The organism is Halomarina halobia, assembly GCF_029338575.1.
Lineage (GTDB): Archaea > Halobacteriota > Halobacteria > Halobacteriales > Haloarculaceae > Halomarina > Halomarina halobia.
In genome coordinates, this window is the sequence record NZ_CP119992.1 from 1,902,706 (window position 1) to 1,928,875 (window position 26,170).

Genomic DNA, 26,170 nt, shown 5'->3' on the forward strand with positions numbered 1-26,170 from the left:
TTCCTCGTGAGGTCCTACGGGTGATTGTTCGCCATACGTTGTTAACTGTTTGCGTCGGATTTACGTTTGTTTCTGATTATATTGATCGGAAATTTCATAGTGTCGAAAACGGACGACCGTCAGAGGGGGATCCGCCCGCCTACGCGCTCCGCATCGATCCGCCGTCGATCGGGAGCGCGACGCCGGTGACGTAGCTCGCGCGGTCGCTCGACAGGTAGGCGACGACCTCGCCGAGTTCGCGCGCGTCCCCGATGCGCCCGAGCGGGGTGCCCGACCCCCACTCCTCGAGGCCCTCCTCGTAGGCGTCGTACTCGCCGCGCTCGACGCCCTGCTCGATGAGTTCCCTGATCCGAGAGGTCTCGTGGCTCCCCGGGAGCACCGCGTTGACGCGCACGTCGGGGGCGAACTCCCGCGACTGGGTCTTCATCAGACCGATGACCGCCCGCCGGACCGAGTTCGAGAGCACGAGGCCGTCGATCACCTCCGCGACGCTCCGGGAGGTGATGTTCACGATGGTTCCGCCGCCGTCGGCGAGGTGCGGATAGGCCCGCCGCGTCGTCCAGACGACGCTCATCACGAGCAGGTCGTAGGCGTCGTACCAGTCGTCGTCGTCCGTCTCGAGGAACGGGCCGCTCGGCGGTCCGCCCGCGCTCGTGACGACGTGGTCGAGGCCGCCGAACCGCTCGACCGTGCTGTCGACGAACTCCTCGACCTGCTCGCGGTCGGTGATGTCGGCCTCCATTGCGAGCACGTCGCCGTCGCCCGCGTCGGAGAGCGTCTCCTCCGCCTCCGCGAGGTGCTCCGGCGTGGTGCCACAGACCGCCACGTTCGCGCCCTCGCGGGCGAGCGCTTCGGCGCTAGCGAGGCCGAGACCGCTGCTGCCGGCCGTCACGAGCGCGCTGTTACCGCTTAGTCCGAGGTCCATGGCGGGGCGTCGCACGGGTCCGAGAAATAGCTGCCCCTCGCCGCCCGCGGGCCTCGGGGCGTCCAGACGTACCTCAGGGCGTCCGGACGCGAACCGCGCCCTCGCTGGTGACGCCGACGAGGATGTCGCGGCGCACCTCCCGCCCCCGGACCGCGTCGCCGGCGGCGTCGGAGACGAGTTTCATCAGTTCGGGGGCGGCGTAGCTCACCTTCACGCCCGCCTCGTCGCAGGCGGCGTAGACGCGCGCGGGCACGTCGTAGAGGTCGGTTCCCGACTCGATGGTGATCTGCACGGGTGCCCTGAGCGCCTCGGCGAACGCGACCGTCTCGCGCGCCTTGGCGATGTTCTCGCGGGCGCTCGCCTCGATGCTGGAGACGTTCGCCCGCGAGGTACCCAGCCACTCCGCGATGTCCGCCTGCGCGAGGCCCCGCTCGCGCAGGCACAGCACTTCGGCCTGACGGCGCGTCAGGATGCTCTGCTCGGGTTCGAAACCGACGCGGTCGAGGATCGCCACGGCGTCGGCGGGATCGGTCATCCTCCCCAGAAGTTGTCTCGACTGCCCAGTCGTTCGCGGCGGGGACGCCGCCGGTTCGATCGGTCGTCCCCGTCGTCGGCGCTCGCCTCCTCGGAACCGCCCTCGCCCTCGCCCTCCCCTTCCTCCGCCAGTGGGAGGCGTTCGAGTTCGTCGGCGATGGCGTGGTTCGAGCGGACCTTGGTGATCTTCACCCGCGCGCGTGCGTCCGGAAGGACGCCGTCGACGAGAACGATGAAGCCGTCCTCGGTGCGCCCGACGCCCGCCCCGCTCCGGTGGATGTCGGTGACGTCGACGACGACCTCCTCGCCCGGCTGAACGGGCTGCTGTTTCAGTTCGCGGATGGGCATGCTGTAGTGGTCACACCACTCGGCCCCACCGCGGTCGCCGTAGTGTTGACACCCCATCCCGGAGATCCGCTCCGAGTACTTGGGGCACTGGTCCGCGAGTGGACAGTCGGGCATGAGTGTGGAAACAGGGTGCGCGTTCTAAACGCTTGCGCCTCGGAGGATCCGGACGGAGAGGGCCGCACCGCAACGTTTTGGGCGGTCGACGTCGTTCGAACGGTGTGAGCAACCCCGCCCGAACGAGCGAACGCGTCCCCGAGATCTCCCTCGCCGTCGGCGTCGTCCTCGCGGTTCCGGTCGGCCTGTTCGTCGCGCTCGTGGAGGGCGACCCGCTTGCCGCGGCGGCGCTCGCGCTCGCGCTGTTCTACCCCTTCGCCGCCTACGCCGTCCGGTTCTCGGACGACCCCGCGAGCGTGCTCGTCCCGGACGCCGTGCTGGCCACCGGCGTGGGGCTCGGCGCGCTCGGCGCGCTCGCGGGACTCGTCGTCGCACGACCGGCGACCGGCCTCGCCGTCGGCCTGTTCGCCGCCGTCCCGACGGTCGCCTACCACGTCCGCTACGGCGCGTCGGTCAATCCCCTCTCGCCCCGGGCGACCGTCGCGCTCGGCGGCCTCCTCGCGGCGGTCGCGCTCGCGGTCGGTCTCGCGACCGGCGACGACCTCGCGGGAGCCGCCGGTGCCGTCCTCGCGCTGTTCGCGGCCGCCGACTATCGGAGCCGGCGCGGCGGCCGGTTCGACCGTCGCACCGAGCGGTTCGTCGTCGGGGGCTGCTTCGGCGGCGCGACGCTGCTCGTGGTCGTCGCGGTCCTCGTCGACCGGGCGCTGGTCGGCGTCGTGGTGGCCCTCGGCCTGATCGCGGTCGGGACGGTGATCGCTCAGGGCGTCGCGCGGAACGAAACGCTTTCGTGATCCTTCCCCCTCTGTGGACACGCGGGACCGTGGGGTAGCCTGGTATCCTTCAGCGTTTGGGACGCTGTAACCGCGGTTCGAATCCGCGCGGTCCCACATTCAGGACCCCGAGCGACAGCGAGGGGTCTGAACCGGAAGGTGCGCGGATTCGAACTAGGGAGCACGCGCGCAGCGTAAGCGAGCACGTGCGACTGGGGTTCGAATCCGCGCGGTCCCACTGCTGCTGCGACGAACGAACGTGAGGAGCGCAGCGTGAACGAGCACGGATTCGAATCAGGGAGTGAAGCGAACGCAGTGAGCGGAACGACCGGCGTTCGAATCCGCGCGGTCCCGCCGAATCGATGGTCCGCCGTCAAAACCACCCCACACGACGGCTCCCCCCCACGTTCACTTTCGCTCCGCTCCGTGGGAAGGTTTTAATCCGAACGGGCGCAATCGTCGGTAAATGGCGCTCGCGGAGGATACCGACATCATCGACTCGTTCGAGGAGTTCTATCGGACGTACTATCGCAACGAGATCGGTGAGCTCGCGCGCAAGTATCCCAACGATCAGCGCTCGCTCTACATCTCCTGGAACGACCTCTACCGGTTCAACCCCGAGCTCGCGGATCAGTACCGGAACCAGCCGGGGCAGTTGCAGGAGTACGCGGAGGAGGCCCTCCGGCTCTATGACCTCCCGGTGGACGTGAGCCTCGGGCAAGCCCACGTCCGGATCCGCGACCTCGATCGGACGACGGAGATCCGGGCCATCCGGGCGCGCCACCGCGGGCAGCTCATCAGCGTGCAGGGGATCGTCCGCAAGGCGACTGACGTCCGTCCGAAGATCCAGCAGGCGGCCTTCGAGTGCCAGCGCTGCGGGACGCTCACCCGCATCCCCCAGACGGGCGGCGACTTCCAGGAGCCCCACGAGTGCCAGGGCTGCGAGCGCCAGGGGCCGTTCCGCATCAACTTCGACCAGTCCGAGTTCGTCGACGCCCAGAAGCTCCGCGTCCAGGAGTCCCCCGAGGGGCTGCGCGGCGGCGAGACCCCCCAGAACATCGACGTCCACGTCGAGGACGACATCACCGGCGAGGTGACCGCCGGCGACCACGTGAAGGTCACCGGCATCCTCCGGCTCGACCAGCAGGAGTCCGGCCAGAAGAAGTCCGCGATGTTCGACATCTTCATGGAAGGCATCGCGATCGAGATCGAAGACGAGCAGTTCGAGGAGATGGACATCACCGACGAGGAGAAGCGGGAGATCGTCGACCTCTCCGGCGAGTCCGACATCTACGAGCGGATGGTCGCCTCGATGGCCCCCTCGATCTGGGGCTACGAGGAGGAGAAGCTCGCCATCATCCTCCAGCTCTTCTCGGGCGTGACGAAGCACCTCCCCGACGGCTCCCGGATCCGGGGCGACTTCCACATGCTCTTGATCGGGGACCCAGGGACCGGCAAGTCCGCGCTGCTGCAGTACGTCCGGAACATCGCGCCCCGGTCGGTGTACACGTCCGGGAAGGGGAGTTCCGCCGCGGGGCTGACCGCCGCCGCCGTGCGCGACGACTTCGGCGAGGGACAGCAGTGGACGCTCGAAGCCGGCGCGCTCGTGCTGGCCGACCAGGGGATCGCCGCGATCGACGAACTCGACAAGATGCGATCGGAGGATCGCTCGGCCATGCACGAAGCGCTTGAGCAGCAATCCTATCACCCGAGTTCGGAGATCCTGCTCGCAGACGGCCGACGTGTTGAGATCGGTCCGTTCGTGGAAGACGCGATGGCAGACCGCGCCGGCGACGTCATCGAGGGAGTGAACTGTGAGATCTTGCCTGTCAACGGAATCTCCGTTCACTCCGCCGACCTGGATTCGAACATCGTCGAGAAAGTGCCGGTCGATCGTGTCAGTCGCCACGAAGCCCCCGACGAGTTCGTTCGAGTCACGTTCTCGAACGGCCGGAGCGTACTGGTGACGCCGGAACACCCGATGTTCGTCGAGGACGCTGGAGCGATCGGCTCCATCGAGGCCCGCGACATCGAAGAGGGGGCGTTCGTTCCGGCTCCTCGAAAACTCCCCAATTCTCCAGAGACGATCCCACTCACCGACGAAGCACACGTCGGAAAAGAGAAAGACGTACGACTGCCGTCCGAGATGTCTCCAGCCCTGGCGGAGATCCTGGGTCTGCTGATCGCCGAGGGTCATTCCTACGCCGGTTCGTCTCACGAAATCGGATTCTCGAATCAGGACGAACGACTGCTCGCACGGGCCGACGAACTCGTGGCCGGCGTGTTCGGAATGACAAGCACGGACACCACGAACGCCGCAGGGACTGTAACGAAGCGATGGGTCTCGACGAAGCTCTACCGTTGGTTCGAGGCGAACTTCCCCGAGTTTATGCACACTGCCCGAGAGAAACGAATGCCGTCGAAGGTCCTGGGGGCGTCCGAGGAGGAGATTCGACGGTTCCTCGTCGGGGCGTTCGCCGGTGACGGGAGCGTCGAGAGTGAATCGATGGCGCTGTCGACCTCGTCTCGGGGGTTGGCCGACGATTACGCCGACGCGTTGTCGAAAATCGGCGTCTCGTCCCGCATTCACTACAACCGGTCTGAGAATTCCTGGAAGACGTACGTCATGGGGGACTCGATCGAACGGTTCGTCGAACAGGTGGTCGAACCGGCCGACGATCGGTACGAGAAGGCGAGGACGTTTGTCGCTCGCAGCAAGGGAGTGAGACGACACCACGACGTTCTGCCGACCAGCGTAGCTCGCGAGATCCGCGAACTGCGACGGATACTCGGACTCCGGCTCACGGGTGAGTTCAGGCCGAATCTCGACGAAGGGTACGGTGTCCAGGTGGAGACCGTCGAGCGACACGTGCGAGAACTCCGTCGTCGAGCCGCCACCGTTTACCGAGAACTCGAGACTACGACGTCGTTGACCGACGTTCGGGAGTTGATCGGCTGGTCGGATCGACAGCTTGCCGAACGGCTCGACGGGGTTACGCGATGGTCGATCCACTACGCCGAAGACGGGGGATACGACCAAGAGAAACGTCGTGGGCTAACGGAACGGGCACGGGGCGCAGTCATAGCTGCGCTCGACGAGTTCGAGCGACGCGTCGACCGGCTCGAATCCAGGGCCGATCTTCGGTACTACCGTGTCACGAACGTCGAGACCGTTCCGAACGCCGGCGAGTACGCGACAGATTGGGTCTACGACGTGACGGTCGAGCCAACACACACGTTCATCAGCCAGGGGGTCGTCCTCCACAACTCGATCAGCATAAGCAAGGCCGGAATAAACGCGACACTCAAGTCCCGGTGTGCGCTCCTCGGCGCGGCCAACCCGAAGTACGGGCGCTTCGACGAGTACGAGTCCATCGGCGAACAGATCGAACTCGAGCCCGCGCTCATCTCGCGGTTCGACCTCATCTTCACCATCACCGACAAGCCCGACCCGGACCAGGACCGCGACCTCGCGAAGCATATCCTCACGACGAACTACGCGGGCGAGCTCCACACCCATCGCACGGAGGCGAACGCCTCGAACGTCACGCAGGACGAGGTCGACACCGTCACGGAGGACGTCGAGCCGGCCATCGACGCCGACCTGCTGCGGAAGTACATCGCCTACGCCAAGCGTACCTGCTTCCCGGTGATGACCGAGGAGGCGCGCGAGGAGATCGAGGAGTTCTACGTCGACCTCCGCTCGCAGGGGGCCGACGGCGACGCGCCCGTTCCCGTCACCGCCCGCAAGCTGGAGGGGCTGGTCCGACTCGCGGAGGCCTCCGCGCGCGTCCGCCTCTCCGACAGCGTCGACCGGGAGGACGCCCGGCGCGTCATCGACGTCGTGCGCTCCTCGCTCGAGGACATCGGCATGGACCCCGAGACGGGCGAGTTCGACGCGGACATCGTCGAGACGGGCACCTCGAAGACCCAGCGCGACCGCATCCGCGACATCAAGGGCATCATCGGCGAGGTCGAGGTCGAGTACGACGAGGGCGCGCCCGTCGAGGAGGTGCTCGACCGCGCCGAGGCGGTCGGCATCGAGCGCTCGAAGGCCGAACACGAGATCGAGAAACTGCGCCGCCAGGGCGACGTCTACGAGCCACAGACCGACTACCTCCGGACGGTCTGACCGCCCGTTTCGTACCGAGGACGTGACGCGGCGCGCGCCGAAGGTCTATGCGCGTTCGGACCCTACCTGCCGGCATGATCACGCGCGTCGTGCTCTCGCACCCGGAGGACCTGAGCGCGTGGGGGCGCATGCAGATCGAGACGAAGCCCTTCCGAGCGTGGCTCAGGCGCACCCACGACACGTTCGAGGAGGGCGAGCGCTTCGAGGAGTTCTGTGACGTCGGCTGCTGCGGGAGCTCCCACGACATCGCGTTCGTCGTCGAGGCGGTCGAGGGGGAGGGCGAGGTGACGAGGGAGACGGAGGTCGAGTACGTCGAGCGCCCGGAGTGCGACCTGTCGGGCGGCTGGCGCGCGCAGAGTCGGGCGGGACCGGGACCGAGGGCGGACTGACTCGGTACGGGCGAGCGGGAGACTTATGCCCCGCGCTCGATCACGACCAGTCGAATGGACCGGATCTCCGCGCTGCGCAACATCGAGGACGTGCTGAGCGACTTCGAGGCGGGCGAGTGCGACCTCGCCGCGGCCGAGCGGCGCGTCCGCGGCGTCCTGCGCACCTACGCCACGTCGTTCGCGGAGCGGGACGCCTACCGCGCGAGCGGCGATCCGCCGGTCGACGGCCTCGTCGTCGTGGCGACCTCGCCGAAGGAGGCGCGCGAGCGCCTCCGCGCGCTCGTCGACGACCCCGGCTCGTTCGAGGTCGAGCGCGTCGAGTGACGATCAGTCACGAAAACCGTACTGTTTATCGTGGAGAGGGGTTCGAGTTCACGCTGTGCTACTGGTCATCGCCTACTCGCGGGCCGCCAGGGGAAGCCTCAGGAACGTCCATCGCGCGCACGAGGGGAGCGTCGTCAGGCGGTTCGGGCGGGTCGCGCTGTTCGAGGCGACGGAACTCGGCGCGTTCCTCGCGCTCCGACTGCGCGAGAAGCACCCCGGCGAGGTGCAGCTCTCCCGCGTCGAGCCGTTCAACGAGTTCGACGCCGTCCCCGAGCGCGTCCGGGAGGCCGCCCACGCCTACGAGCGCCGAGCGGACCCGAACGTGCCCTACGCGAAGTTCGCGGTCGGGACCGACCACCCGGCCCCCGAGGAGCTAGCCGACCGGGAGCTGTGAGGGGGCCGGTGAGGGTTCACCTGCCGTCGGAAACGCTGACCGGGGACGCGATCGACCTCCGGGGACGCGGGCTGACGGTCGAGCGCGTCGCGCGAGCGGTCCGGGAGGCCGACTCGTTCGTCGAGTGTCCGCGGCCCGGGGCGCTCCACGAGCGGGCGGGCGTCGTCCGGGAGGCCGCCGCGCTCCGCGTGCGGACGGCGCTGGCGCTCGCGGCCCGATCGCGGGGGCTCGCTGCGCCGCAGGACGACGAGCGCGCCCGCCTGGAGCGTCGGCTCGAAGCCCTCGGGGACGAACCGGTCGAGCGCGTCGACGCGAGCGATGTGCGGCGACGGGTCGCCGACGCCGCGAGCGACGTGGCGCGGTTGCGCGAGCGCGTCGCCGCCCTCCAGGGGCGAGTGCGGGCGCTCCGCGGGACGGGTGACGAGGCGGGCGTCGCCGACGCGCCCGGACCGACGTCGTCGGATCCGGCGGACCCGACGGATCCGTTCGCCGCCGACGGCGTCACGGCGACGCTCGCGGTGCTCCGGGTGGGCGAGGTGCGAGCGCCGGTCGTGCTCGCGTGCGACCGCTTCGACGGCGCGGCGGCCGCCGCCGAGTGGCTCGACGCGCCCGTCCTCCGCCTGTAGTTTATCCCGGAGAACGCGGCAAGCGTCCCCATGGACATCGAGTGGTCACAGCGCCGCCGGAGCGGGGTGACGTTCGTCTCGGTCGTGCTACGGAGCGCCCGGCGACGGCGGGTCCGACTGACGAGTCACCTCGCGCCGATCTGGCCGCCGCGACGTCGCGGCGCGCCCGAACCGGGGTGGACCGACGAGGGGTTCGAGGGGAGCGTGGAGGGAACCCTGGCGCTCGGCTTCGCGACGCCCGCGCGACCGACGGACGGCGAACCGGTGGCCGTGGAGTCGCTGGCGGCCGACGAGGGGTCGCCGACGTTCGACCGCCCCGACTGGGCACCCGCGGTCGAGGCGACCCCGGACGGCGTCGTCCGGGCGCTCTCCGATCCCCGCCCGCCGCGAGCGGCGGTGCCGGTTCCCGAGCGGGCGGCGGGGGGCGATCGGTCGGCGGAGTGCGGGTCGGAGAGCGACGACGATGAGGGTGCGGAGAACGGGCGAGCGGGCGGGAACGAGGAGGCGACGGGCGAGCGGGAGGGGGGAACCGACCGGGAGGCGACCGACGCGCGCGGGGACGGCGCGGCTCCGTTACATGCGGCGGCGGCGACGCTCCCAACGATCGAGGCGCGGATCGAGGCCGGCGAGGAACTCGCCGCCGTGGAGACGCTCGACGACGCGACCGCGGCGCTCGAGCGCGTCGGCGGGCTGGCCGGCGCGCGGGCGCTCCGATCCGCGCTCGAAGACGATCGGGAGACGCTCGCTCGACTGGAGGCGCGCGTCGCCGACCTGCGCCGGCGGGCGTCGCTCGACCTGCCGATCGAGACGCTGGAGCGCGTCGCGTGATCCTCGCCGTCACGGGCGGGAAGGGAGGCGTCGGGAAGACCACCGTCGCGTACAACCTCGGCCGGGCGCTCGACGCGGTCGTCGTGGACGCCGACCTGGGGATGGCCGACCTGCCGACCGCGCGGGGACCGGACCTCCACGACGTGCTGGCGGGGCGGGCCGACCCCGTCGAGGCCGTGCGCGAGGGCGGACCGGTGGCGCTCCTCCCCTGCGGTCGGACGCTCGTCGGGGCGCGGGCGGCGGACCCGCGGGCGCTCGTCGGGGCGATCGAGGCGGTGGCCGACGAGTACGGCCGGTGCGTCGTCGACTGCCCCGCCGGAGCGGGAAGCGACGTTGGGATGGCGCTGCTCGCGGCGGAGGCGTGCGTCCTCGTGACGACGCCGTCGTCGGTCGCGCTGGCCGACGCCGTCCGCGCGCGCGTCCTCGCGCGGGAACTCGACGCGGGCCTGGCGGCGGTCGCGCTGAACCGGGCCGGCGAGGATCCGTCGGTGGATCGGATCGAGGGACTCTTCGGCGCGCCGGTGACGCCCATCCCCGAGTCCGACGTCGTCGCCCGCGCGACGGCCCACGGCGTGCCGGTCGCGTCGCTCGACGGGCGGGCGGCGGAACCGTTCGAGGAACTCGGGTCGGTCGTTCAGTCGTCCGTCAGGTCGTAGTGCGTGGAGCGCAGCGTGACCGGGGTGACGCCCGCGACGTCCGCAACGCGACGCTGGGTGATCGAGCGGCCCGCCTCGTCCGCCGCGGTGTAGAGGCACGCCGCGGCGACGCCCGCCGGGTTGCGCCCGGAGACGAGGCCGCGCTCGGCCGCCTCGACGCCCAGTTCCCGGGCGCGACGCTCGACCGAGGCGGGGAGGTCGAGTTCCGTCGCGAAGCGCGCGAGGTACTCGCGGGGGTCGATCGGTCCGGTGGGGAGCCCGAGTTCGCGGTTCAGCGCGTCGTAGGCCGCCCGCAGCTCGGCGCGGGTGGCCCTCGCGTGCTCCGTGACCTCCCCTACGGTGCGCGAGATACCGCCGACCCGGCAGGTCGCGTACACCGCCGCCGCGGCGAACCCCTCGAGCGAGCGGCCCCGGAGGAGGTCCTCGTTCTGTGCGGACTCGAAGAGGACGCAGGAGCGATCGCGGACGTGGTCGGGAAGCTGGAGCGCGCCCGTCAGGCGGCGGATCTCGGTGAAGGCGTAGACGCGATTTCGCTCGGTCTTCGAGCCGATCTTCGCGCGGTCGTGGTGGCGACGCATCCGGGCGACGCGGCGGCGCTTGCGCCCCTTGAGGCGCGTCGCGTAGCCGATCTCCGTCGAGAGGCCGCGGTCGTGACGCGAGCGGGTCAGCGGCGCGCCGGTGCGCCTGGGGTCGGACCCGTCCTCCGCGAACGAACGCCACTCGGGACCGCGGTCGATGGCGTCCTCGCTCACGACGAGGCCGCAACTACCGCAGACCGTCTCGGTACGTTCCCGCCGCAGGTGACCGTCGCATTCGGGGCAACTCCCCGCTGATGCCGAACTCATCACAGGTGAAACTTGTCCCGACACCGCCTTTAAAGAAGAGCGACGGGTCCGCGTTTCGACCGGAGTCGGGGGCGAGAGCGTGCCGGTAACCGGTACCTTCGTTCGGCCGGGGCCCACGCTCGGCGGCGAGCGGTCCGGGCCGACGCGTTCGAGGGTCGCTCCCGTCCGCCTACGACGGATCGTTCTCCTCGAGGAGTTCCAGGTGCGGCGCGAGGTGTGCGGCGTTCTCCGCGAGCGCGACCATGTCCCGCTCCTGATCGTACGCGACGACGTCGGCGTTCGCGAGCTTCGGAATGTGCGAGTGATAGAGCGACATGTAGACGCGCTTTACCTCCTCGCCCGGGATCGCCGCGATCGTCGTCCCGCGCTCCCGGACCGCGACCTCGTCCGCGAGATCGGGCAGCGTCATCGGCGTGTCGTACTCCCGGAGACAGTAGATGACGCACCGTCGACGCCTGTGGGCCAGCGCATCGAATATCGAGTCCGCCGACAGGGCCTCGCTGTCGGCGAGTCCTGATCCGGACGTCGGATTCGAACCACCTGTGTTTCGTCTCATGATCTGATCAGTCCACCCACCGGACGTAGTGAATCGTTCGCGTCGGTATAACTCTTTTTCTATTAGAAATTTATCTTATGAATATAATCGCCGGGCGCTCTCGTGCCTTCGGTCGGACGTCCCCGACGATCACCGCCGCGGAACCGAGACGGCCCGCCCCGCGACGATACATTCATCCGAACTTTTAAGTCAGTTAAAGGAACAATTTCGGCGCATGGGGCTGTCGGACATCGCCGCCGGGGTGGAGGTGACGACCGAGCAGCGCGAGCGCGGCGTCGCGAGCGTCGACGCGACCGAGGCCTCCCTGGACGAGCGACTCGCCGCGTTCGAGGACGACCTGCCGTGCTCGGCCGACGCGGCCGCGACGGTGGTCGAGGCCTACGCGGGCGGCGCGAGCGTGGGAGCGAGCGCCGGCGCGGCCGACCTCCCGCCGGTGACCGGCGCGAAGGTGTTGCACCTCCTCGGCGAGCACGTCTCGCCGCTCGGACCGACGGGTCGCGAACTCGTGGACGACTGGCTGGACGCGCGGCTCTCGCGCGCGGACGCCCTCTCGCTCTCGGGGGCGAGCGAGTCGGCGTTCGCGCTCGCCGTCTACGTCGAGACCCACGACCCGCTTCCGGGCGCGCGGGAGGCGCTCGCGGACGCGCTCGCGCTCGGCGGGGACGCCGCCGTCGCCAAGCGCGACCTCCTCGCCGAGACGATGGACGACGGGTTCGACCGTCGCTAGCGGCGGAGCGACCGCAACCGTTCGCGCACGCCGTCGTCCCCGACCTCGACCTCGACGCGCACGCCGAACAGCGTCGTGACCGCGTCCGCGACGCCCGCGGCGAACGGGCCGTCCGCGGCGGCGCAGACCGGCACCGCGGCCGGGTCGGTGCCGGTCGATTCCGGAACGACGGCGTCCGCGTCGGGCGCGTCGTCGACGCTCTCCGGACGGTTCACGACGACCGAGTCCACCTCGACGCCGAGGTCGGCGAGGCGGTCGCGCGCCCGGACCAGCGCGGCGCGTCCCCGCTGGCCCGGCGGGGCGACGACCGAGACGGACGCGCAGGCCGTGACCGCCGCGACCGCCTGGTTCGCCGCGACCGGGGGCGTATCGACGAGGACGTAGTCGAAGCGCCCCCCGGCCTCCTCTATGCGCGCCTCGAACCGCCGCGCCGCCTCGGGCGTCTTCGCGCGGGCCAGTCGCTCGAACGGGGCGCGCGCGGGGCAGACGGCGAGGCGGCCCTCGGCGTCGGACGCGAAGTCGACGAGACCCGCCTCCAGCGGCGCGTCGGGGTCGAGCGCCAGTTCCGTTACGTCCGCGTCCGGGTAGGTAGGACAGTGATCGACGAGGCCCTGGGTGGCGTACGCCGCGTCGAGGACGGCGACGTCGTGGCCGCCACGGGCGAGCAGTGCGCCGAACTCGAGCGCGAGGCGGGTCGTTCCGGCACCGCCGGTCGCGCCGACGAGGCTGTAACCAGTCATATCGTATTTCGTGAGGGTATCCTATAAAAGCATACGGGCGTCCACGACCGTGACCCGACGTCTCCCGAGCCGAACAGTAGTATACATATACCCGATAGTAAATTTAAAATATATAACACGGTATTGTGAATCAGAATTATGTGCGAATATCTGGACCGTCGACAGTTTCTGGGTGCGGCGGTTGCGGCCTCCGCCCTCCTGGCGATCCCAACGGCGAGGTGCGAGCGCGCGAGTGTCCACTCCGTCGGGCAGGCAGTCTACGCGACGGCCGACCTGGCAGTCCGTGCTGGGCCGGGGCTGCGGTACGGGATCGAGGCGACCGCCGCGAGGTACGCCGGCGGCTACATCGTAGACGGCCCGGTGTCCGCCGACGGCTACACGTGGTGGAAGCACCGCTTCGACGACGGGACCCACGGTCGCCTGACCGGGTGGGCCATCCAGCGGGGCACCGACGCCGCGGAGGTCTCCCGCCCGGCGACGGGATACATGGTATCCGACTGGTATAGCAACCGGAGCTACGGGGACCACGACAGGGTCGACAGCACCAGCGACCACGGGACGCCGGTCCTTGCCGCGCGAGCGGGAACCGCCCACACCCACTACGAGCGCGCCCGCGGCAACTACGTCGTCATCGATCACGGTGGCGGCTACGAGACGCTGTACTGTCACCTGCAGGACGTCACCGTCTCCGACGGGGAGGACGTCTCGCGGTACGAACGGATTGGAACGATCGGTTGACGGGTCGCTCGACCGGCCCGTACCCCCACCTGACGGCCACGTGCGACGGAAGCGAGGGGTCCGCCGTCGGCGAGAGAGACGACGAAGCGTACATTCGGAACGGCCGTCGCGAGGGGCTACGACGGGCCCGTGGCGACTGCCGTCGAAACGACTACCCCCGCTCCCCGATCGCCGCGGCGATGTCGTCCAGTTTCTCCTCGCTCAGGTCTGGCCTGCGTCCCATGGCGGCGTGGATGGGGCCGCCGCCGTCGCCCTCGAAGCGCGGGACGACGTGGCCGTGGACGTGTGGCACCTCCTGGCCGGCGGCCGCGCCGTCGTTGAACCCGACGGTGATCGCGTCTGCGTCGACCGCCCGCTCGACGGCGGGCACGAGGTCGTAGAGGACGGCGAGGAGGTCCGCCGCGAGGTCGTCGGGGAGGTCGTCCAGCCGCTCGTGGTGGGCCTTCGGGACGACGAGCGTGTGTCCCGGCGCGAGCGGGTTCGCGTCGAGGAAGGCGAGGGCCGAGTCGTCCTCGTACACCGTGCGACTCGGGAGGTCGCCGTCGACGATGCGACAGAAGATGCAGTCGACCATGGGCGGGCGGTCGTCCGGCGGCGGCAAAAGCCTCCCGGTGGCCCCGCTCAGGGGCCGGCGCGGCGGGGGCGGTGAACCTTTTTACTCTGACCCGCGAATCGTGAGACACCATGCCGATCGAGTTCGTCAGGGACGTACAGCGGGCGTCGTTCTACAGCCCGCTCGAGGACTTCGCCCCGGTCGAGGTCGAGGTCGAGGTGCGCGAGGATCCGCTGACGGGGCGACAGGCGCGGATCGTTCCCGATAACTTCGTCCACCCGGAGGAGTTCGACATCGAGGAGGTCGTGCGCGACGACGAGAACTGCTTCTTCTGCCCGGGAACGGTCGAGGAGGTCACCCCGAAGTACCCCGACTGGGTGGGCGAGGAGCGGGGGACGGAGGGCGAGGCGACCTCCTTCCCGAACCTCAGCCCCTACGGCGCGCACTCGAACGTCGTCGCGCTCACGGAGGACCACTACCGACCGATCGACGGGTTCACGCCCGAGGTGTTCGCGGACGGCCTGCGCGCCGCGCTCCGGTACGTGACGGCCGTTCGCGACCACGAGGACGCCCCGTACGCCAGCGTGAGTATGAACTTCCTCCGGTCGGCGGGCAGCAGCATCATCCACCCCCACCTCCAGACGCTCGTCGACGACCGGGGGACGAACGTCCAGCGCGAGCTGCGCGAGGCCGAGCGCGCCTACCGCGAGGAGCACGGCGCGGACTACTGGGCCGACCTCGCGGACGAGGAGCGCGACGGCGAGCGGTTCGTCGCCGAGACAGGCGGCGTGTCGTGGCTCGCGCCGTTCGCCCCGCGCAACCACCGCCACCTGGTCGGCGTCGCGGCCGGGGCGGAGGGCGTCCCGGCCCCCGAGAGCGACCTCGTCGCCGACCTCGCGTCGGGGCTCGCGAACGTCCTCTCCTACTACGGCGACGCCGGGCTGAACAGCTTCAACTTCGCGCTCTTCCTCGCCGACGGGGTGACCCCGGTGCTCGACATCGTCGCGCGGTCGGTGTTCGACCGGTACTACTGGAGCGACGCGACGTTCTTCACGGTGCTGCACGACGAGGGCGTGGTGGACGTCGCCCCGGAGACCTACGCGGCGGAGGCGCGGGGGCACTTCTGATGCGCGTCTCCGTCCTGGGCTCGGACCTCGCCCTCGACGAGCGGTCCCTCGACGCCGACCGCGCCGAGATCCGCGAGCAGGTCCGGGAGTACGAGCGCGGTGAGCGCCGGTCGTTCGACCTCGCCGTCCGGTTCCCGGAGACGTTCACCGGACGGGTCATGCGCGCCATGGCGGCGATCCCCTACGCCGAGACGCGCACCTACGGCGACCTCGCCGCCGATCTCGACACCGCCCCCGTCGCCGTCGGCGGGGCGTGCGGGCGCAACCCCGTCCCGCTGGTCGTCCCCTGCCACCGCGTGGTCGGCAGCGACGGCGGATTGCGCGGGTTCTCGGCCGCCGACGGGGTCGCGTGCAAGCGCCGCCTGCTCGACTTCGAGGCCGAGCGCGCATGACGGGGAACGGTCGGTCGGACGACGCGGGCGGTTCCGGCCGTGACGACCGATTCAGCGACGTCACGGACGCCCACGTCCACCTGATGCCCGAGCGCCTCATGACGGCCATCCGGAGCGCCCTGCACGACGAGGCGGGCTGGTCGTTCCCGGACTCGGCCGCCCAGGCGGACGTGGAGCGCGTGCTGCGCGCGCAGGGCGTCGCGCGCTACGTGGCGCTCCCCTACGCCCACAAGCCGGGTATCGCGCGGGAGCTGAACGGGTGGCTGCTGGAGCGGGCGGGCGCGTCGGAGATGGCGATCCCGTTCGCGACGGTCCACGCCGACGACGAAGTGCGGACGGTCGTCCGCGACGCGTTCGAGGCGGGCGCGCGCGGCCTGAAGTTCCAGTGTCCCGTCCAGGGCTGCGCGCCGGACGACCCGCGGCTGGACCCCGCCTACGAGCTCGCCGCCGAGTACGACCGCCCGATCGTCTTTCACGCGGGCACCGCGCCGATGTTCGAGGACAGCCCCCACGTCGGCCTCGACCGCTTCCGGGCGTTCGTCGACTCCTACCCCGAGGTGCGGGCCTGCTGCGCCCACATGGGCACCTACGAGCACGAGGGCTTTCTCGAGCTGGCCCGCGAGCGCGAGTCCGTGTTCCTCGACACCTGCGTGGCGATGGCGTCCACCGCCCCCGACCTCCTCGGCTTCGACCCCGCCTCGATCCCCGACGCCGCCTTCGAGGACCTCGCCGGCCGGATCATGTACGGCTCCGACTACCCGAACGTCCCGTACGCCTACGAGCGCGAGCGCGAGCACCTGCTGTCCCGGGACCTGTCCGACGAGGCCTTCGACGCGCTCCTCCGGGGCGCGGCGGCGCGCTTTCTGGGCGAAGCGTCACCGTGAGCGTCGGTGACGCGTACCTATTTGTCGCTCGAACCGAACGGGACAGGGGATGACAGTTCGGTCGGATCCGCGACGGTGGCGATGGGTGTTGTGGACGGTTCTGGCCGGCGGTTTCCTCCTGGTGAACTTCCACCGCGTCTCCTCGTCGGTGCTCGCCGACCAGCTGACCCGCGCCTTCGACACGAGCGCGGCCGAACTCGGCCTGCTCCACGCCTCGTTCTTCTACATCTACGCCGCGCTCCAGCTACCGGCGGGCGTGCTCGTCGATCGCGCGGGGGTGCGTCGCGTGGCCGCCCTCGGGCTGGTGGTGATGAGCGCCGGCGTGTTCGCGTTCGCCACCCGAGGGACGCTCGTCGGGGGCTTCCTCGCCCGCGCGAGCATCGGCCTCGGCGGGAGCGTCCTCTACATCGCCACGCTCCGGTTCTGCGCGAACTGGTTCCGCCCGGACGAGTTCGCCACGATGACCGGGTGGACGATCGCCGCCGCGGGGCTCGGGGGCGTGCTCGCCACCACCCCGCTGGCGCTCGTGGCGGGGGCCCTCGGCTGGCGGACGGCGCTGCTGATCGCGGGGGCGGCCGGCCTCTGCATCGCCGTCGTCGTCTACGCGCTCGTCCGCGACCACCCGGGGCGGGCCGGCTTCGACGCGCCCGACGGCGTGACCCCCGGAACGGAGTCGGTGAGCGCCGCGACGGTCCTCGCGAACACGAAACGCGTCCTGCGCGAGCGGGAGACGTGGCTGCTCGGCGGCATGCTCTTTTTCCTCTTCGGGGTCAACTTCACCGTCCTCGGGCTGTGGGGCGTGCCGTACGTCGTCCACGTCTACGACGTGTCGGTCGCCCGCGCCTCGACGTACGTCCTGCTCGGGAACGTCGGCCTGCTGCTCGGCCCGCCCGTCTTCGGCGCGCTCTCCGATCGCCTCGGCCGCCGGACGGAGGTAATCCTCGCGTCGAGCGTCGGGTTCACGCTCGCCTACGGGGCCATCTTCCTCGCCGTCGCGCCGCCGCTGCCGGTGCTCGGGGCGCTGCTCTTCCTCGGGACGTTCGTCAACGGCGGGACGGCGCTCGCCTACACCGTCGCCAAGGAGCGCCACGGCGCGACCGCGAGCGGGACGGTGACCGGGACGGTGAACAGCCTCGGCTACTTCGGGGCGGCGACCTTCCCCGCGCTGATGGGCGTCGCGCTCGACGCCTACTGGACGGGCGAGACGATCAACGGCGCGCGCGTCTACTCGGTCACCGGCTACCGCGTCGCGTTCGGCCTCGCCGCGCTCGCGGGCGTGCTCGCCGTCGGCTGCGCGGCGTGGATCCACCTGCGGGTGGGCCGACCCGCCCGCGGCGGGGTGGCGGCGGCCGACGACTGACGCCGACGCTCCCGGTCGCACTCGGTCGAGCGGCGTCGCCGGCCCGGCGATATCGGGCGGGCGACCGAAAGTATACGCGCTTGGGGAGAGAACCGCGTTACGTGAGCCGCATCGGATACTGTCCGCCGGATCGGGTCATCTGGGACTTCTGGGTGTCCGAGGTGGACGGAACGTACCACCTGTTCCACCTGCAGGCCCCCGCGGGGACGGAGCCGTCGGAACGACACCACTGTTCGAGCGTCGGCCACGCCGTCTCGACCGACCTCCGCGAGTGGACCGACCGAGGGACGATACTCGAACCGAGCGCCGACCGGGCGGCGTGGGACAGCCTCGCGCTCTGGACGGGCTGGACGCTCGAACGCGACGGTCGCCACTACCTCTTCTACACCGGGCGCTCGCGGCGCGACCCCGACGGGCACACCCAGCGGATCGGCGTCGCCACCTCGACGGACCTCCGGACGTGGAAACCCCACCCGGCGAACCCGGTACTCCCCCCCGACGACCGCTACGCCGGGCGCGAGGAGACGGTGGACGGAACGGTACCCTGGCGCGATCCCTGCATCGTCCGCGACCCGGAGTCGGGGACGTTCTACGCCTTCGTCACGGCGCGCGATCCCGATCGGCCGCCGGGGCGGCGCGGGTGCATCGCCCGCGCGCGCTCGGCGGACCTCGTGGAGTGGGAGGTCCTCCCGCCCGCGGCGTCGCCGGGACGGTACCGCGAGATGGAGGTCCCGTCGCTCCACCGGCGCGACGGGCGCTGGTACCTCCTCTTCTCGGTGCAGGCGTCGTGGTACGCCGATCACGTCCCGGCGGACGACCGCCAGACGGGCGTCCGCTACCTCGTCGCTGACGCGCTCGACGGCGACTTCGCGCCGCCCGAGACCGACGACCTCCTCCTCGGGAGCGACAGCCGGCAGTACACCGGCCGCGTCGTCCCCGATCCTGACGGCCGTGACGTCTTTCTCACCTGGAACGCCGGCCCCGAACTCGGCCACCCGGACGCGCCGAACCCCTACTCGCTCGCCCCGCCGCGCGATCTCCGGTACGGCGAGCGGGGCGGGCTTGGCCTCGACTGACCCCGGCCTCGCCCGTCGCGGGGGACGCGACGCGCTACAGCGGCGCGCGCTCGCCGCCCGCGCCCACCGTCGCCGCGAAGACCGGGAGCGCGGGCAGGACCGTCTCGACCGGCCCCGAGTTGAACTCCCGGAAGAGCTCCTGTACGTCCTCGATCGAATCCTCCTCCATCCCGATCCCGCGCAGGTCGTCGGGCGCGAGGCGGGGTCGGTAGGGCGCGCCCGTCACGAACCCGCTCGCGAGATCGTCCACCCGGTCGCACGCGCGGTCGAACGCCGCGCTCTCGAGGGCCGGTTCGACGTCCCCCCACAGCCGGTCGAGCGCGGCGGGCCACTGCGCGAGACAGCGGTAGATGCTCGGCAGGTTCGAACCGAGGCCGTGAAACTCCCGGACGGACTCGACCGTCCCCGATAGCTCGCCCGGCACCGCGTCGGGCGCGACCATCGACGGCGGCGCGCCCCGGTCCCGGTCGAGCCAGTCGGGAAACGGCGCGGTCGTCGCGGGGTCGTCCGCGGTGTCGGTCCCCACTGCCTCACCGTGGAGCCCCCGGTCCATCGCCTCGAAGAGCACGGCGAGGCGGGGCGCGACGACGTCGAAGGTGGCGAGTTGCCCCCGCAACTCGGCGAACGCGGCCGGCGAGACGCCGAGCGCCGCCGGGTCGTAGGCCGGGAGGTCGTCCAGTTCCGAGAGCACGGCGTCCCGGTACTCGACCGTGAGCCGGGCGAACGCGCGCGTCTCGAACAGCGGCTTGACCTGCCCCCACGCGTAGCGGGTGAACTCGGGTTCGTTCGCCACCGCCGTCCGGAAGATCCAGTTGACCACCGGCGCGCGGAAGGTGTGTTTGACGTCGTCGTAGAGGCCGCGACGCCACCCGGTCGCCTCGCGGTCGTACAGTTGCTCGCTCGTATCCATGGGAGGGGGATGCACGCCGGGAGGGTAGGCGTTGGGGTCGGGGGCAGCGAGGGGCTTCCGAACGTTGAGCTGGCGACCCACGCGGGCGTCACGCGCCAGACCGTCGGGAGCTACATCGACCTCCTGCTCGATCGAGATCGTCGAGATCGTCCCCGGTACGTCCCCGACGCGGTTTCGCGTCGCCGACAGCGACGTCGTCCGGGAACTCTTCGAACTCGACAGCGCGCTGAACGCGGTGCGCGAGGAGACGAACGGAGCGCCGGCGGTAGATCACGACACCACTTCGACAGTCGTCCCGCTCACCCCTCCAGTCCCTCCAGCGCCGCCCGGAACCGCGCGCGCTCGACCACCCGGAAGGCGAGGTCGGCCCCCCCGACGACCGCGCCGTCGCCCGCGCGCGAGGCGGTCGCCGCCAGTTCCAGGCGGCGGCCCTCGACGCCGACCAGTTCCGTCTCGACGGCCACGGTCGTCCCGACGGGCGCGGCCCGGCGGTGGCGGAGGTCGGCGCGCTCGCCCACCGTCCCCGTGCCGTCGGGGAGGCGTCCGTGCAGCGACTCCCGGCCGACGAACTCGCAGAAGGCGAGGAGGGAGGGCGAGCCGAGCACGCGCACGGCCTCGTCGGGGGTCGCGTCCGCCGCGGCGGGGAGCGCGGGCGGATCGTCCTGCTCGCCGAAGACGTTCGTCGCGTGACGGGGCTGGACGGTGAACTCGCGGCGTCCGGTCACCTCGCGCGCGGCGAGGTCGGAGAGATCGACGGCCATGGATTCCCGTTAACACGGGAACGGGTAAACGCTACCACGGTTCGCGGAACGTATTTGTACCTTTTGGCCGCTACCGGAGGGTAGACACGACGTCCTGCGGTTACGCGGTCGCCCGGATCTCCTCGCGCGACGCGTCGGATCACGCTGGTCGGGTCGCTTCGGTCCGTGCAGTCCCCACGACGGCGACGAGCGTGTTCTACAGCCCACGAAATGACGACAGACCATCACGAATCCGACGTCGGTTCGTCGCTCGACGCGATGTTCGACGTCCTCAGCCACCGCTATCGCCGCCGGATCCTCGTCGAAGTGTACCGACGTACCGACCGCCGGAGGCGCTCGGCGTTCCGCGTCGAGGCGTTCTCGACGCGGGATGAACTACCGGAGGCATGTCGGGTTCGCCTCCACCACGTCCACCTGCCGAAGCTGGCCGCGGCCGGGTTCATCACGTGGGATCGGGAGCGGGGGGTCGTCGATCGCGGACCGCGGTTCCGCGAGATCGAACCGGCGATTCGCCTCCTGCACGACAACCGCGAGAAGCTACCCGACGACTGGCTCTGACCGTCCGCCGATGAGCGCGTCGGCGTCACGCGTACTCCGACAGCACCGCCCCGATCGCGTCGCGGTACGACTCGTAGGTGTATCCGAGTCGGGAGATCCAGACCTCCTGGTAGGAGGGGTGGAGCACGGGGAGGACGGGAACGCCGAGCGTCGGACAGTCCTGCGGTTCGAGCACGAGGTCGAGGAAGCGGCCGACCTCGCGCCCCTCGACCGCGAGCAGCGACCGCGTGGCGTGTTTGCCGGTGGCGACGACGCACGCCGGATCGACCCGTTCGATCTCGTCCAGGAGGTACGGGCGGCAGTTCGCGCGCTCCTCGGCCGCGGGTTCGCGGTTGCCGCCCGCCGGATCCAGCGGGAAGCACTTCACCGCGTTCGTGTAGTAGGCGTCCGGGTGGCCCAGTTGCTCGAACATCGCCCGCACCTTCCGACCCGAGGCGCGCGAGGTGTAGGCCATGCCGGTCCAGTTGCCGCCCCGCCAGCGGTCGGCCTCGGGCGCGCCCGGGCCGGGGGCCTCGCCGACGACCACGAGGTCGGCGTCGGCCGGTCCGACGCCCCACGAGATGCGCTCGCGGGCGGCGGCGAGCTCGGGACAGCGCCGGCAGTCGGGTTCGAGGACGAGGCGGTCGTCGGGGTCGGGGTACCGCGGCGTCACCGTCACTCCGTCAGCGGGAGGACGACGCCGAAGACGATGGGCGAGAGCAGTCCGAGGAGGATGCCGACGGCCTCCATGTCAACGAAGACCGTGGAGAGCCAGCCGGGCGTCGATCCGAGCACGGCGGGGGCGAACGCGCCCCCGATCGCCCCCGCCAGAAACAGCGTCAGGCCGAGCAGGAAGCCGCCCTTCGTGAGCTTCGGGTAGTCGAGCGAACCGTAACGTCCCATACGTCACGTATCGCCACGTCGGGCATAAACTTGTTCGAGGGGGAGTACCACACCGTTCCGTAACTGGTTTACCCGAGAGCGGGATACGGTCCCCCGTGAACGACGCATTGCTGGAACCGGTGCTCGAGGCCCTCTCCGTGCTCGTCTACGCGGTCGTGACCGTCGCGCTGACCGGCCTCGGCCTGCTGACCGAACAGGCGGGGCTCAGTACGATCGGAACCGACCAGATGCTCGGCCTCTGGCTGCTCGCCATGGGTGCGGTCGCGCTCGGCGGGGCGTACCTGGTCGCGACCGGCCGCCTGCTCCCCCGGGCGCGGGCGCTGCTGGCCTGAGCGGAACAGTACTCGACTCGACGGTCCTCGACCGCGGACAGCCATACCTGTCGGACCGATTCGCCTTTACCCTCGGGGGTGCGTTTCTCACCCATGAGCGATAGCGCCGACAGCGCCCCCGAGTCGGGTACGGAGTCGTCCCGGCTCCGACGACGATTCGGGGAGGTAGACGACCAGTACGATCCGGACGTCGTCGAGGCGCGCGTCCGCGAGTACTGGGCGGACGTTGACGCCTACGAGCAGACCAAGCGCAACCGGGAGGGCGCGGAGCGCTTCTTCTTCGTCGACGGCCCCCCCTACACGAGCGGCGCGGCCCACATGGGGACGACGTGGAACAAGTCGCTGAAGGACGCCTACATCCGCTACAAGCGGATGCGCGGCTACGACGTGACCGACCGCCCCGGCTATGACATGCACGGGCTGCCCATCGAGACGAAGGTCGAGGAGAGACTCGGCTTCGCCAACAAGAAGGACATCGAGGAGTTCGGCATGGAGGCGTTCATCGGGGCGTGCAAGGAGTACGCCGACGAGCAACTGGAGGGCCTCCAGGACGACTTCCGGTCCTTCGGCGTCTGGATGGACTGGGAGAACCCCTACCGGACCGTCACGCCGGAGTACATGGAGGCGGCGTGGTGGGGCTTCGCGCGCGCCCATGAGCGCGGCCTCGTCGACCGCGGAAAGCGCTCGATCACGCAGTGTCCCCGCTGCGAGACCGCGATCGCCAAGAACGAGGTGGAGTACCACGAGATCGAGTCGCCCAGCATCTACGTGAAGTTCCCCCTGCGCGACCGCGAGGGGCACCTCGTCATCTGGACGACCACGCCGTGGACCGTCCCCGCGAACACCTTCGTCGCGGTGGACGAGGCGGCCGACTACGTGGCCGTCGACGCCGTGAGGGACGGCGAGACCGAACGGCTCTACCTCGCCGAGGCGATGGTCGAGGACGTGCTGAAGCGCGGGCGCTACGAGGACTACGAGGTCGTCGAGGCGCTGTCGGGCGCGGACATGCTCGGCTGGGAGTACGACCACCCCCTCGCGGAGGAGGTGCCGAGCCGCCCGACCGGCGAGGGCGCGGGGCGGGTCTACCACGCGGACTACGTCGAGGTGGACCGCACGGGCCTCGTCCACTCCGCGCCGGGTCACGGCCAGGAGGACTTCGAGCGCGGGCGGGAACTCGACCTCGAGATCTTCTGCCCGGTCGGCCCCGACGGCGTCTACACCGAGCAGGGCGGGGCGTACGCCGGCGAGTTCGTCCGCGACGCCAACGACGACATCATCGCCGACCTCGACGCGAGGGGCCTGCTGCTCGCCCACGAGACCACCCGCCACGACTACGGGCAGTGCTGGCGCTGCGGGACGGACATCGTCTTTCTCGCCACCGACCAGTGGTTCGTCACCGTCACCGACGTGAAGGACGAGATGCTCTCGAACATCGAGGACTCGGAGTGGCACCCCCCGGAGGCCCGCGACAACCGGTTCCGGAAGTTCATCGAGGGGTCGCCCGACTGGAACGTCTCCCGCCAGCGCTACTGGGGCATCCCGATCCCGATCTGGGTGCCCGAGGGGTGGGACGGCGACACGGAGGAGGTGATCGTCGTCGGGACGTGCCAGGAACTCGCCGACCGGGTCGATCAGGCGGTAGACCCCGAGGAGGTGGACCTCCACCGCCCCACGGTGGATCACCTCACGATCACGGAGGGGGGCGTCACCTACGAGCGCGTCCCGGACGTCTTCGACGTGTGGCTCGACTCCTCGGTGGCGTCGTGGGGCACGCTCGACTACCCCGGCGAGACGGCGGACTTCGAGGAGCTGTGGCCCGCGGACCTCATCATGGAGGCCCACGACCAGACCCGCGGCTGGTTCTGGTCGCAACTCGGCATGGGGACGACCGCGATGGGCGAGATCCCCTACCGGGAGGTGCTGATGCACGGCTGGGCGCTGGCCGAGGACGGCCGCAAGATGTCGAAGTCCATCGGGAACGTCGTCACGCCCCACGAGGCGATGGAGCGCCACGGCGCGGATCCCATGCGCCTCTTTCTTCTGTCGGTGAACCCGCAGGGCGAGGACATGCGCTTCTCCTGGGACGAGATGGCGACGATGCAGCGCGACCTCAACATCCTCTGGAACGTCTTTCGCTTCCCGCTGCCGTACATGCGGATGGACGGGTTCGACCCCGACGGGGTGAGCGTCGGGGACGTGCCCCTCGAACTCGCCGACGAGTGGGTGCTCTCGCGCCTCCAGTCCACGAAGCGCGAGACGATCGTCCACTGGGACGACTTCCGACAGGACCGCGCGCTCGCCGCCCTCCTCGACTTCGTCGTCGAGGACGTCTCGCGGTTCTACATCCAGGTCGTCCGCGAGCGGATGTGGGCCGAGGAGGCGAGCGACTCGAAGCGCGCCGCCTACGCGACGCTCTACCGCGTCCTCCTGGAGACGGTCCAGCTGCTCGCGCCCTACGCGCCGTACGTCGCGGACGACGTCTACGCCACCCTCACCGGCGAGGCGGGGTACGACACGGTCCACATGTGCGACTGGCCCGAACCCGACGAGGCGCTCCTCCGGGAGGACCTCGAGGCCGACGTCGACGTGCTGCGCGGGATCGAGGAGGCGGGCGCGAACGCCCGCCAGCAGGCCGAGCGCAAGCTCCGCTGGCCGGTTCCGCGCGTGGTCGTCGCCGCCAACGACGCCGAGGCCGCCCGCGCCGCCCGCGAGCACGCCCCGCTCCTCCGCGAGCGGCTCAACGCCCGCGAAGTGGAGGTCGTCGCCCCCGACGAGTCGTGGGAGGAGCTTCGGTACTCCGCGCAGGCCGACATGAGCGTCCTCGGCCCCGCCTTCGGCTCGCGCGCCCAGGAGGTCATGCGGGCGCTCAACGAGGCCCGCGTGTCCGAGGCGACGCTCGACGCGCTCGAGGCGAGCGTCAACGACCGGCTCGACGAACCCGTCGAACTCACCGACGAGATGGTCGAGTTCGTCACCGAGACGCCCGACGACGTGGCCGGGACCGTCTTCTCGACGAACGGCGAGGAGCGCGGGGTCGTCTACGTCGACACCAGCATCACCGAGGACATCGAGAGCGAGGGCTACGCCCGCGAGGTGATCCGCCGCGTCCAGGAGATGCGCAAGGACCTCGACCTCGACATCGAGGCTGAGGTGCGCGTCGACCTCGACGTCGGCGACGACCGCGTCGCCCGCCTCGTGCGCGAGCACGAGGACCTCATCGCCCGCGAGGTGCGGGCCGCCGAGTTCGGCGACGTGGCCGACGGCCACCGCCGCGAGTGGGAGGTCGAGGGCGTCGAGATGTCGATCGCGGTCGAACCGCTCGCGACGCCCGAACCGTCGGACTGAACGGCGGGACCGCGCTCTTCCTACCGGCGCACCGTCACCGGCCGCCCGCACGTGATGAACGGTTCGTCCGTCTCGGCCTCGAACAGCGCCAGACGCCCGCACTCGTCGCGGCCCTCGCGCCAGCGCGGCAGCGGCGGGATGTCGTAGTCCTCCGGCCCGTAGTACAGCGAGGCGACGACCCACTCACGCGCCCGCACGAGCGATCCCTCCGTTCTCCGGTTTGCGTCCCGTTCGTCCGGTTTCCATACCGCTTTAGGTCAGCCTAAAATACTTGAGCGCGTCGATTTAGGCCGGCCAAAATCGGTCCGGAGGCCGGTGCGGTAGAAGAGCGGCCGCTACCCCGG

At 70.5% G+C, this 26,170-nt stretch carries 30 protein-coding genes and 1 tRNA gene; 19 read left to right on the forward strand and 12 right to left on the reverse strand.

Annotation, left to right across the window (positions count from 1 at the left end; genetic code table 11):
- Nucleotides 1–139 precede the first annotated feature (139 nt).
- The 3 genes from P1K31_RS10055 to P1K31_RS10065 form a co-directional block, all read right to left on the reverse strand.
- A complete protein-coding gene (locus P1K31_RS10055) occupies nt 140–925 on the reverse strand; it encodes an SDR family oxidoreductase (protein WP_276303194.1) in 786 nt (261 codons plus the stop codon).
- Between the two features lie 73 nt (nt 926–998).
- Nucleotides 999–1,460 carry a Tfx family DNA-binding protein gene (locus P1K31_RS10060; protein ID WP_276303195.1) on the reverse strand — a complete coding sequence of 154 codons (462 nt, stop codon included), beginning with the start codon at nt 1,458–1,460 and terminating at the stop codon, nt 999–1,001.
- Nucleotides 1,457–1,921, reverse strand: coding sequence for a TRAM domain-containing protein (locus P1K31_RS10065; RefSeq protein ID WP_276303196.1), 465 nt, complete (start codon nt 1,919–1,921; stop codon nt 1,457–1,459). Before P1K31_RS10065 ends, P1K31_RS10060 begins: the two co-directional genes overlap by 4 nt.
- A 104-nt stretch (nt 1,922–2,025) precedes the next feature.
- Between P1K31_RS10065 and P1K31_RS10070 the strand changes: the two genes are divergently transcribed.
- The 9 genes from P1K31_RS10070 (at nt 2,026) to P1K31_RS10110 (ending at nt 10,040) form a co-directional block, all read left to right on the forward strand.
- Nucleotides 2,026–2,712 (forward strand): hypothetical protein, encoded by a 687-nt coding sequence (locus P1K31_RS10070; RefSeq protein WP_276303197.1) that lies wholly within the window; start codon nt 2,026–2,028, stop codon nt 2,710–2,712.
- Nucleotides 2,713–2,735: 23 nt separating this feature from the next.
- Nucleotides 2,736–2,808, forward strand: a tRNA-Pro gene (locus tag P1K31_RS10075).
- A 349-nt stretch (nt 2,809–3,157) separates the two neighbouring features.
- Complete coding sequence (locus P1K31_RS10080) at nt 3,158–6,823, forward strand: LAGLIDADG family homing endonuclease (protein ID WP_276303198.1); 3,666 nt, start codon at nt 3,158–3,160, stop codon at nt 6,821–6,823.
- A gap of 74 nt (nt 6,824–6,897) precedes the next feature.
- Nucleotides 6,898–7,212: a DUF7968 family protein gene (locus P1K31_RS10085; RefSeq protein ID WP_276303199.1), complete on the forward strand. Its 315-nt coding sequence runs from the start codon at nt 6,898–6,900 to the stop codon at nt 7,210–7,212.
- A gap of 54 nt (nt 7,213–7,266) precedes the next feature.
- Nucleotides 7,267–7,536 (forward strand): DUF7854 family protein, encoded by a 270-nt coding sequence (locus P1K31_RS10090; RefSeq protein ID WP_276303200.1) that lies wholly within the window; start codon nt 7,267–7,269, stop codon nt 7,534–7,536.
- Nucleotides 7,537–7,591: 55 nt separating this feature from the next.
- Nucleotides 7,592–7,930, forward strand: a complete 339-nt coding sequence (locus tag P1K31_RS10095) for a DUF7855 family protein (RefSeq protein WP_276303201.1) — start codon at nt 7,592–7,594, stop codon at nt 7,928–7,930.
- A gap of 8 nt (nt 7,931–7,938) precedes the next feature.
- Entirely contained in the window at nt 7,939–8,556 is a 618-nt protein-coding gene (locus P1K31_RS10100; RefSeq protein ID WP_276303202.1) for a DUF7856 family protein, read from the forward strand.
- 30 nt (nt 8,557–8,586) lie between these two features.
- Nucleotides 8,587–9,384, forward strand: coding sequence for a DUF7857 domain-containing protein (locus P1K31_RS10105; protein WP_276303203.1), 798 nt, complete (start codon nt 8,587–8,589; stop codon nt 9,382–9,384).
- Nucleotides 9,381–10,040 carry a nucleotide-binding protein gene (locus tag P1K31_RS10110; protein ID WP_276303204.1) on the forward strand — a complete coding sequence of 220 codons (660 nt, stop codon included), beginning with the start codon at nt 9,381–9,383 and terminating at the stop codon, nt 10,038–10,040. The genes P1K31_RS10105 and P1K31_RS10110 overlap by 4 nt, the downstream gene beginning before the upstream one ends.
- Here P1K31_RS10110 and P1K31_RS10115 read toward each other — a convergent pair.
- Together P1K31_RS10115 and P1K31_RS10120 are read right to left on the reverse strand one after the other, a co-directional pair.
- Complete coding sequence (locus P1K31_RS10115; RefSeq protein WP_276303205.1) at nt 10,019–10,885, reverse strand: transcription initiation factor IIB; 867 nt, start codon at nt 10,883–10,885, stop codon at nt 10,019–10,021. The two genes, P1K31_RS10110 and P1K31_RS10115, sit on opposite strands and share 22 nt — an antisense overlap.
- A gap of 169 nt (nt 10,886–11,054) precedes the next feature.
- Nucleotides 11,055–11,441, reverse strand: coding sequence for a DUF7344 domain-containing protein (locus P1K31_RS10120; RefSeq protein ID WP_276303206.1), 387 nt, complete (start codon nt 11,439–11,441; stop codon nt 11,055–11,057).
- A gap of 214 nt (nt 11,442–11,655) precedes the next feature.
- Here P1K31_RS10120 and P1K31_RS10125 point away from each other — a divergent pair, with 214 nt between their 5' ends.
- Nucleotides 11,656–12,168 (forward strand): DUF7858 family protein, encoded by a 513-nt coding sequence (locus P1K31_RS10125; protein WP_276303207.1) that lies wholly within the window; start codon nt 11,656–11,658, stop codon nt 12,166–12,168.
- Here the strand turns inward: P1K31_RS10125 and P1K31_RS10130 are convergent.
- Nucleotides 12,165–12,908, reverse strand: a complete 744-nt coding sequence (locus tag P1K31_RS10130) for a P-loop NTPase family protein (RefSeq protein ID WP_276303208.1) — start codon at nt 12,906–12,908, stop codon at nt 12,165–12,167. The genes P1K31_RS10125 and P1K31_RS10130 overlap by 4 nt on opposite strands.
- A 138-nt stretch (nt 12,909–13,046) precedes the next feature.
- On the opposite strand from P1K31_RS10130, the gene P1K31_RS10135 reads away from it, so the two are divergent.
- Nucleotides 13,047–13,646 carry a M23 family metallopeptidase gene (locus P1K31_RS10135; protein WP_276303209.1) on the forward strand — a complete coding sequence of 200 codons (600 nt, stop codon included), beginning with the start codon at nt 13,047–13,049 and terminating at the stop codon, nt 13,644–13,646.
- 151 nt (nt 13,647–13,797) lie between these two features.
- Here P1K31_RS10135 and P1K31_RS10140 read toward each other — a convergent pair whose 3' ends face one another.
- Complete coding sequence (locus P1K31_RS10140) at nt 13,798–14,220, reverse strand: HIT family protein (protein WP_276303210.1); 423 nt, start codon at nt 14,218–14,220, stop codon at nt 13,798–13,800.
- Between the two features lie 110 nt (nt 14,221–14,330).
- On the opposite strand from P1K31_RS10140, the gene P1K31_RS10145 reads away from it, so the two are divergent.
- From P1K31_RS10145 to P1K31_RS10165, 5 genes are all read left to right on the forward strand, one after another.
- On the forward strand, nt 14,331–15,326 hold the full coding sequence (locus P1K31_RS10145) for a hypothetical protein (RefSeq protein ID WP_276303211.1): 996 nt from the start codon (nt 14,331–14,333) through the stop codon (nt 15,324–15,326).
- A complete protein-coding gene (locus tag P1K31_RS10150; protein ID WP_276303212.1) occupies nt 15,326–15,718 on the forward strand; it encodes a methylated-DNA--[protein]-cysteine S-methyltransferase in 393 nt (130 codons plus the stop codon). Before P1K31_RS10145 ends, P1K31_RS10150 begins: the two co-directional genes overlap by 1 nt.
- Nucleotides 15,715–16,602: an amidohydrolase family protein gene (locus P1K31_RS10155; protein ID WP_276303213.1), complete on the forward strand. Its 888-nt coding sequence runs from the start codon at nt 15,715–15,717 to the stop codon at nt 16,600–16,602. Before P1K31_RS10150 ends, P1K31_RS10155 begins: the two co-directional genes overlap by 4 nt.
- A gap of 49 nt (nt 16,603–16,651) precedes the next feature.
- On the forward strand, nt 16,652–17,962 hold the full coding sequence (locus P1K31_RS10160; protein ID WP_276303214.1) for an MFS transporter: 1,311 nt from the start codon (nt 16,652–16,654) through the stop codon (nt 17,960–17,962).
- A gap of 101 nt (nt 17,963–18,063) precedes the next feature.
- Entirely contained in the window at nt 18,064–19,038 is a 975-nt protein-coding gene (locus tag P1K31_RS10165; RefSeq protein WP_276303215.1) for a glycoside hydrolase family protein, read from the forward strand.
- 34 nt (nt 19,039–19,072) lie between these two features.
- Here the strand turns inward: P1K31_RS10165 and P1K31_RS10170 are convergent, their stop codons facing one another.
- Nucleotides 19,073–19,948 carry a halocarboxylic acid dehydrogenase DehI family protein gene (locus P1K31_RS10170; RefSeq protein WP_276303216.1) on the reverse strand — a complete coding sequence of 292 codons (876 nt, stop codon included), beginning with the start codon at nt 19,946–19,948 and terminating at the stop codon, nt 19,073–19,075.
- Between the two features lie 299 nt (nt 19,949–20,247).
- Entirely contained in the window at nt 20,248–20,709 is a 462-nt protein-coding gene (locus tag P1K31_RS10175) for a thioesterase family protein (protein ID WP_276303217.1), read from the reverse strand.
- A gap of 210 nt (nt 20,710–20,919) precedes the next feature.
- On the opposite strand from P1K31_RS10175, the gene P1K31_RS10180 reads away from it, so the two are divergent.
- On the forward strand, nt 20,920–21,267 hold the full coding sequence (locus P1K31_RS10180; RefSeq protein WP_276303218.1) for a DUF7344 domain-containing protein: 348 nt from the start codon (nt 20,920–20,922) through the stop codon (nt 21,265–21,267).
- 25 nt (nt 21,268–21,292) lie between these two features.
- Here the strand turns inward: P1K31_RS10180 and P1K31_RS10185 are convergent, their stop codons facing one another.
- Both P1K31_RS10185 and P1K31_RS10190 read right to left on the reverse strand, forming a co-directional pair.
- Nucleotides 21,293–21,919 (reverse strand): uracil-DNA glycosylase, encoded by a 627-nt coding sequence (locus P1K31_RS10185; RefSeq protein WP_276303219.1) that lies wholly within the window; start codon nt 21,917–21,919, stop codon nt 21,293–21,295.
- Nucleotides 21,920–21,921: 2 nt separating this feature from the next.
- A complete protein-coding gene (locus tag P1K31_RS10190; RefSeq protein WP_276303220.1) occupies nt 21,922–22,149 on the reverse strand; it encodes a DUF7860 family protein in 228 nt (75 codons plus the stop codon).
- A gap of 95 nt (nt 22,150–22,244) precedes the next feature.
- On the opposite strand from P1K31_RS10190, the gene P1K31_RS10195 reads away from it, so the two are divergent.
- Complete coding sequence (locus P1K31_RS10195; RefSeq protein WP_276303221.1) at nt 22,245–22,481, forward strand: DUF8151 family protein; 237 nt, start codon at nt 22,245–22,247, stop codon at nt 22,479–22,481.
- Between the two features lie 93 nt (nt 22,482–22,574).
- The gene (ileS, locus tag P1K31_RS10200; protein ID WP_276303222.1) at nt 22,575–25,826 is read left to right on the forward strand and encodes an isoleucine--tRNA ligase; all 3,252 of its coding nucleotides are present in this window, start codon (nt 22,575–22,577) and stop codon (nt 25,824–25,826) included.
- A gap of 20 nt (nt 25,827–25,846) precedes the next feature.
- Here ileS and P1K31_RS10205 read toward each other — a convergent pair whose 3' ends face one another.
- On the reverse strand, nt 25,847–26,023 hold the full coding sequence (locus tag P1K31_RS10205; protein WP_276303223.1) for a hypothetical protein: 177 nt from the start codon (nt 26,021–26,023) through the stop codon (nt 25,847–25,849).
- Nucleotides 26,024–26,170 lie beyond the last annotated feature (147 nt).

Bases quoted from the DNA above. Each gene is read 5' to 3' on its own strand.
- P1K31_RS10055 (WP_276303194.1), bottom strand. From the start codon at position 925: ATGGACCTCGGACTAAGCGGTAACAGCGCGCTCGTGACGGCCGGCAGC.
- P1K31_RS10060 (WP_276303195.1), bottom strand. From the start codon at position 1,460: ATGACCGATCCCGCCGACGCCGTGGCGATCCTCGACCGCGTCGGTTTC.
- P1K31_RS10065 (WP_276303196.1), bottom strand. From the start codon at position 1,921: ATGCCCGACTGTCCACTCGCGGACCAGTGCCCCAAGTACTCGGAGCGG.
- P1K31_RS10080 (WP_276303198.1), top strand. From the start codon at position 3,158: ATGGCGCTCGCGGAGGATACCGACATCATCGACTCGTTCGAGGAGTTC.
- P1K31_RS10085 (WP_276303199.1), top strand. From the start codon at position 6,898: ATGATCACGCGCGTCGTGCTCTCGCACCCGGAGGACCTGAGCGCGTGG.
- P1K31_RS10090 (WP_276303200.1), top strand. From the start codon at position 7,267: ATGGACCGGATCTCCGCGCTGCGCAACATCGAGGACGTGCTGAGCGAC.
- P1K31_RS10105 (WP_276303203.1), top strand. From the start codon at position 8,587: ATGGACATCGAGTGGTCACAGCGCCGCCGGAGCGGGGTGACGTTCGTC.
- P1K31_RS10115 (WP_276303205.1), bottom strand. From the start codon at position 10,885: ATGAGTTCGGCATCAGCGGGGAGTTGCCCCGAATGCGACGGTCACCTG.
- P1K31_RS10120 (WP_276303206.1), bottom strand. From the start codon at position 11,441: ATGAGACGAAACACAGGTGGTTCGAATCCGACGTCCGGATCAGGACTC.
- P1K31_RS10125 (WP_276303207.1), top strand. From the start codon at position 11,656: ATGGGGCTGTCGGACATCGCCGCCGGGGTGGAGGTGACGACCGAGCAG.
- P1K31_RS10130 (WP_276303208.1), bottom strand. From the start codon at position 12,908: ATGACTGGTTACAGCCTCGTCGGCGCGACCGGCGGTGCCGGAACGACC.
- P1K31_RS10135 (WP_276303209.1), top strand. From the start codon at position 13,047: ATGTGCGAATATCTGGACCGTCGACAGTTTCTGGGTGCGGCGGTTGCG.
- P1K31_RS10140 (WP_276303210.1), bottom strand. From the start codon at position 14,220: ATGGTCGACTGCATCTTCTGTCGCATCGTCGACGGCGACCTCCCGAGT.
- P1K31_RS10145 (WP_276303211.1), top strand. From the start codon at position 14,331: ATGCCGATCGAGTTCGTCAGGGACGTACAGCGGGCGTCGTTCTACAGC.
- P1K31_RS10150 (WP_276303212.1), top strand. From the start codon at position 15,326: ATGCGCGTCTCCGTCCTGGGCTCGGACCTCGCCCTCGACGAGCGGTCC.
- P1K31_RS10155 (WP_276303213.1), top strand. From the start codon at position 15,715: ATGACGGGGAACGGTCGGTCGGACGACGCGGGCGGTTCCGGCCGTGAC.
- P1K31_RS10160 (WP_276303214.1), top strand. From the start codon at position 16,652: ATGACAGTTCGGTCGGATCCGCGACGGTGGCGATGGGTGTTGTGGACG.
- P1K31_RS10170 (WP_276303216.1), bottom strand. From the start codon at position 19,948: ATGGATACGAGCGAGCAACTGTACGACCGCGAGGCGACCGGGTGGCGT.
- P1K31_RS10175 (WP_276303217.1), bottom strand. From the start codon at position 20,709: ATGGCCGTCGATCTCTCCGACCTCGCCGCGCGCGAGGTGACCGGACGC.
- P1K31_RS10180 (WP_276303218.1), top strand. From the start codon at position 20,920: ATGACGACAGACCATCACGAATCCGACGTCGGTTCGTCGCTCGACGCG.
- P1K31_RS10190 (WP_276303220.1), bottom strand. From the start codon at position 22,149: ATGGGACGTTACGGTTCGCTCGACTACCCGAAGCTCACGAAGGGCGGC.
- ileS (WP_276303222.1), top strand. From the start codon at position 22,575: ATGAGCGATAGCGCCGACAGCGCCCCCGAGTCGGGTACGGAGTCGTCC.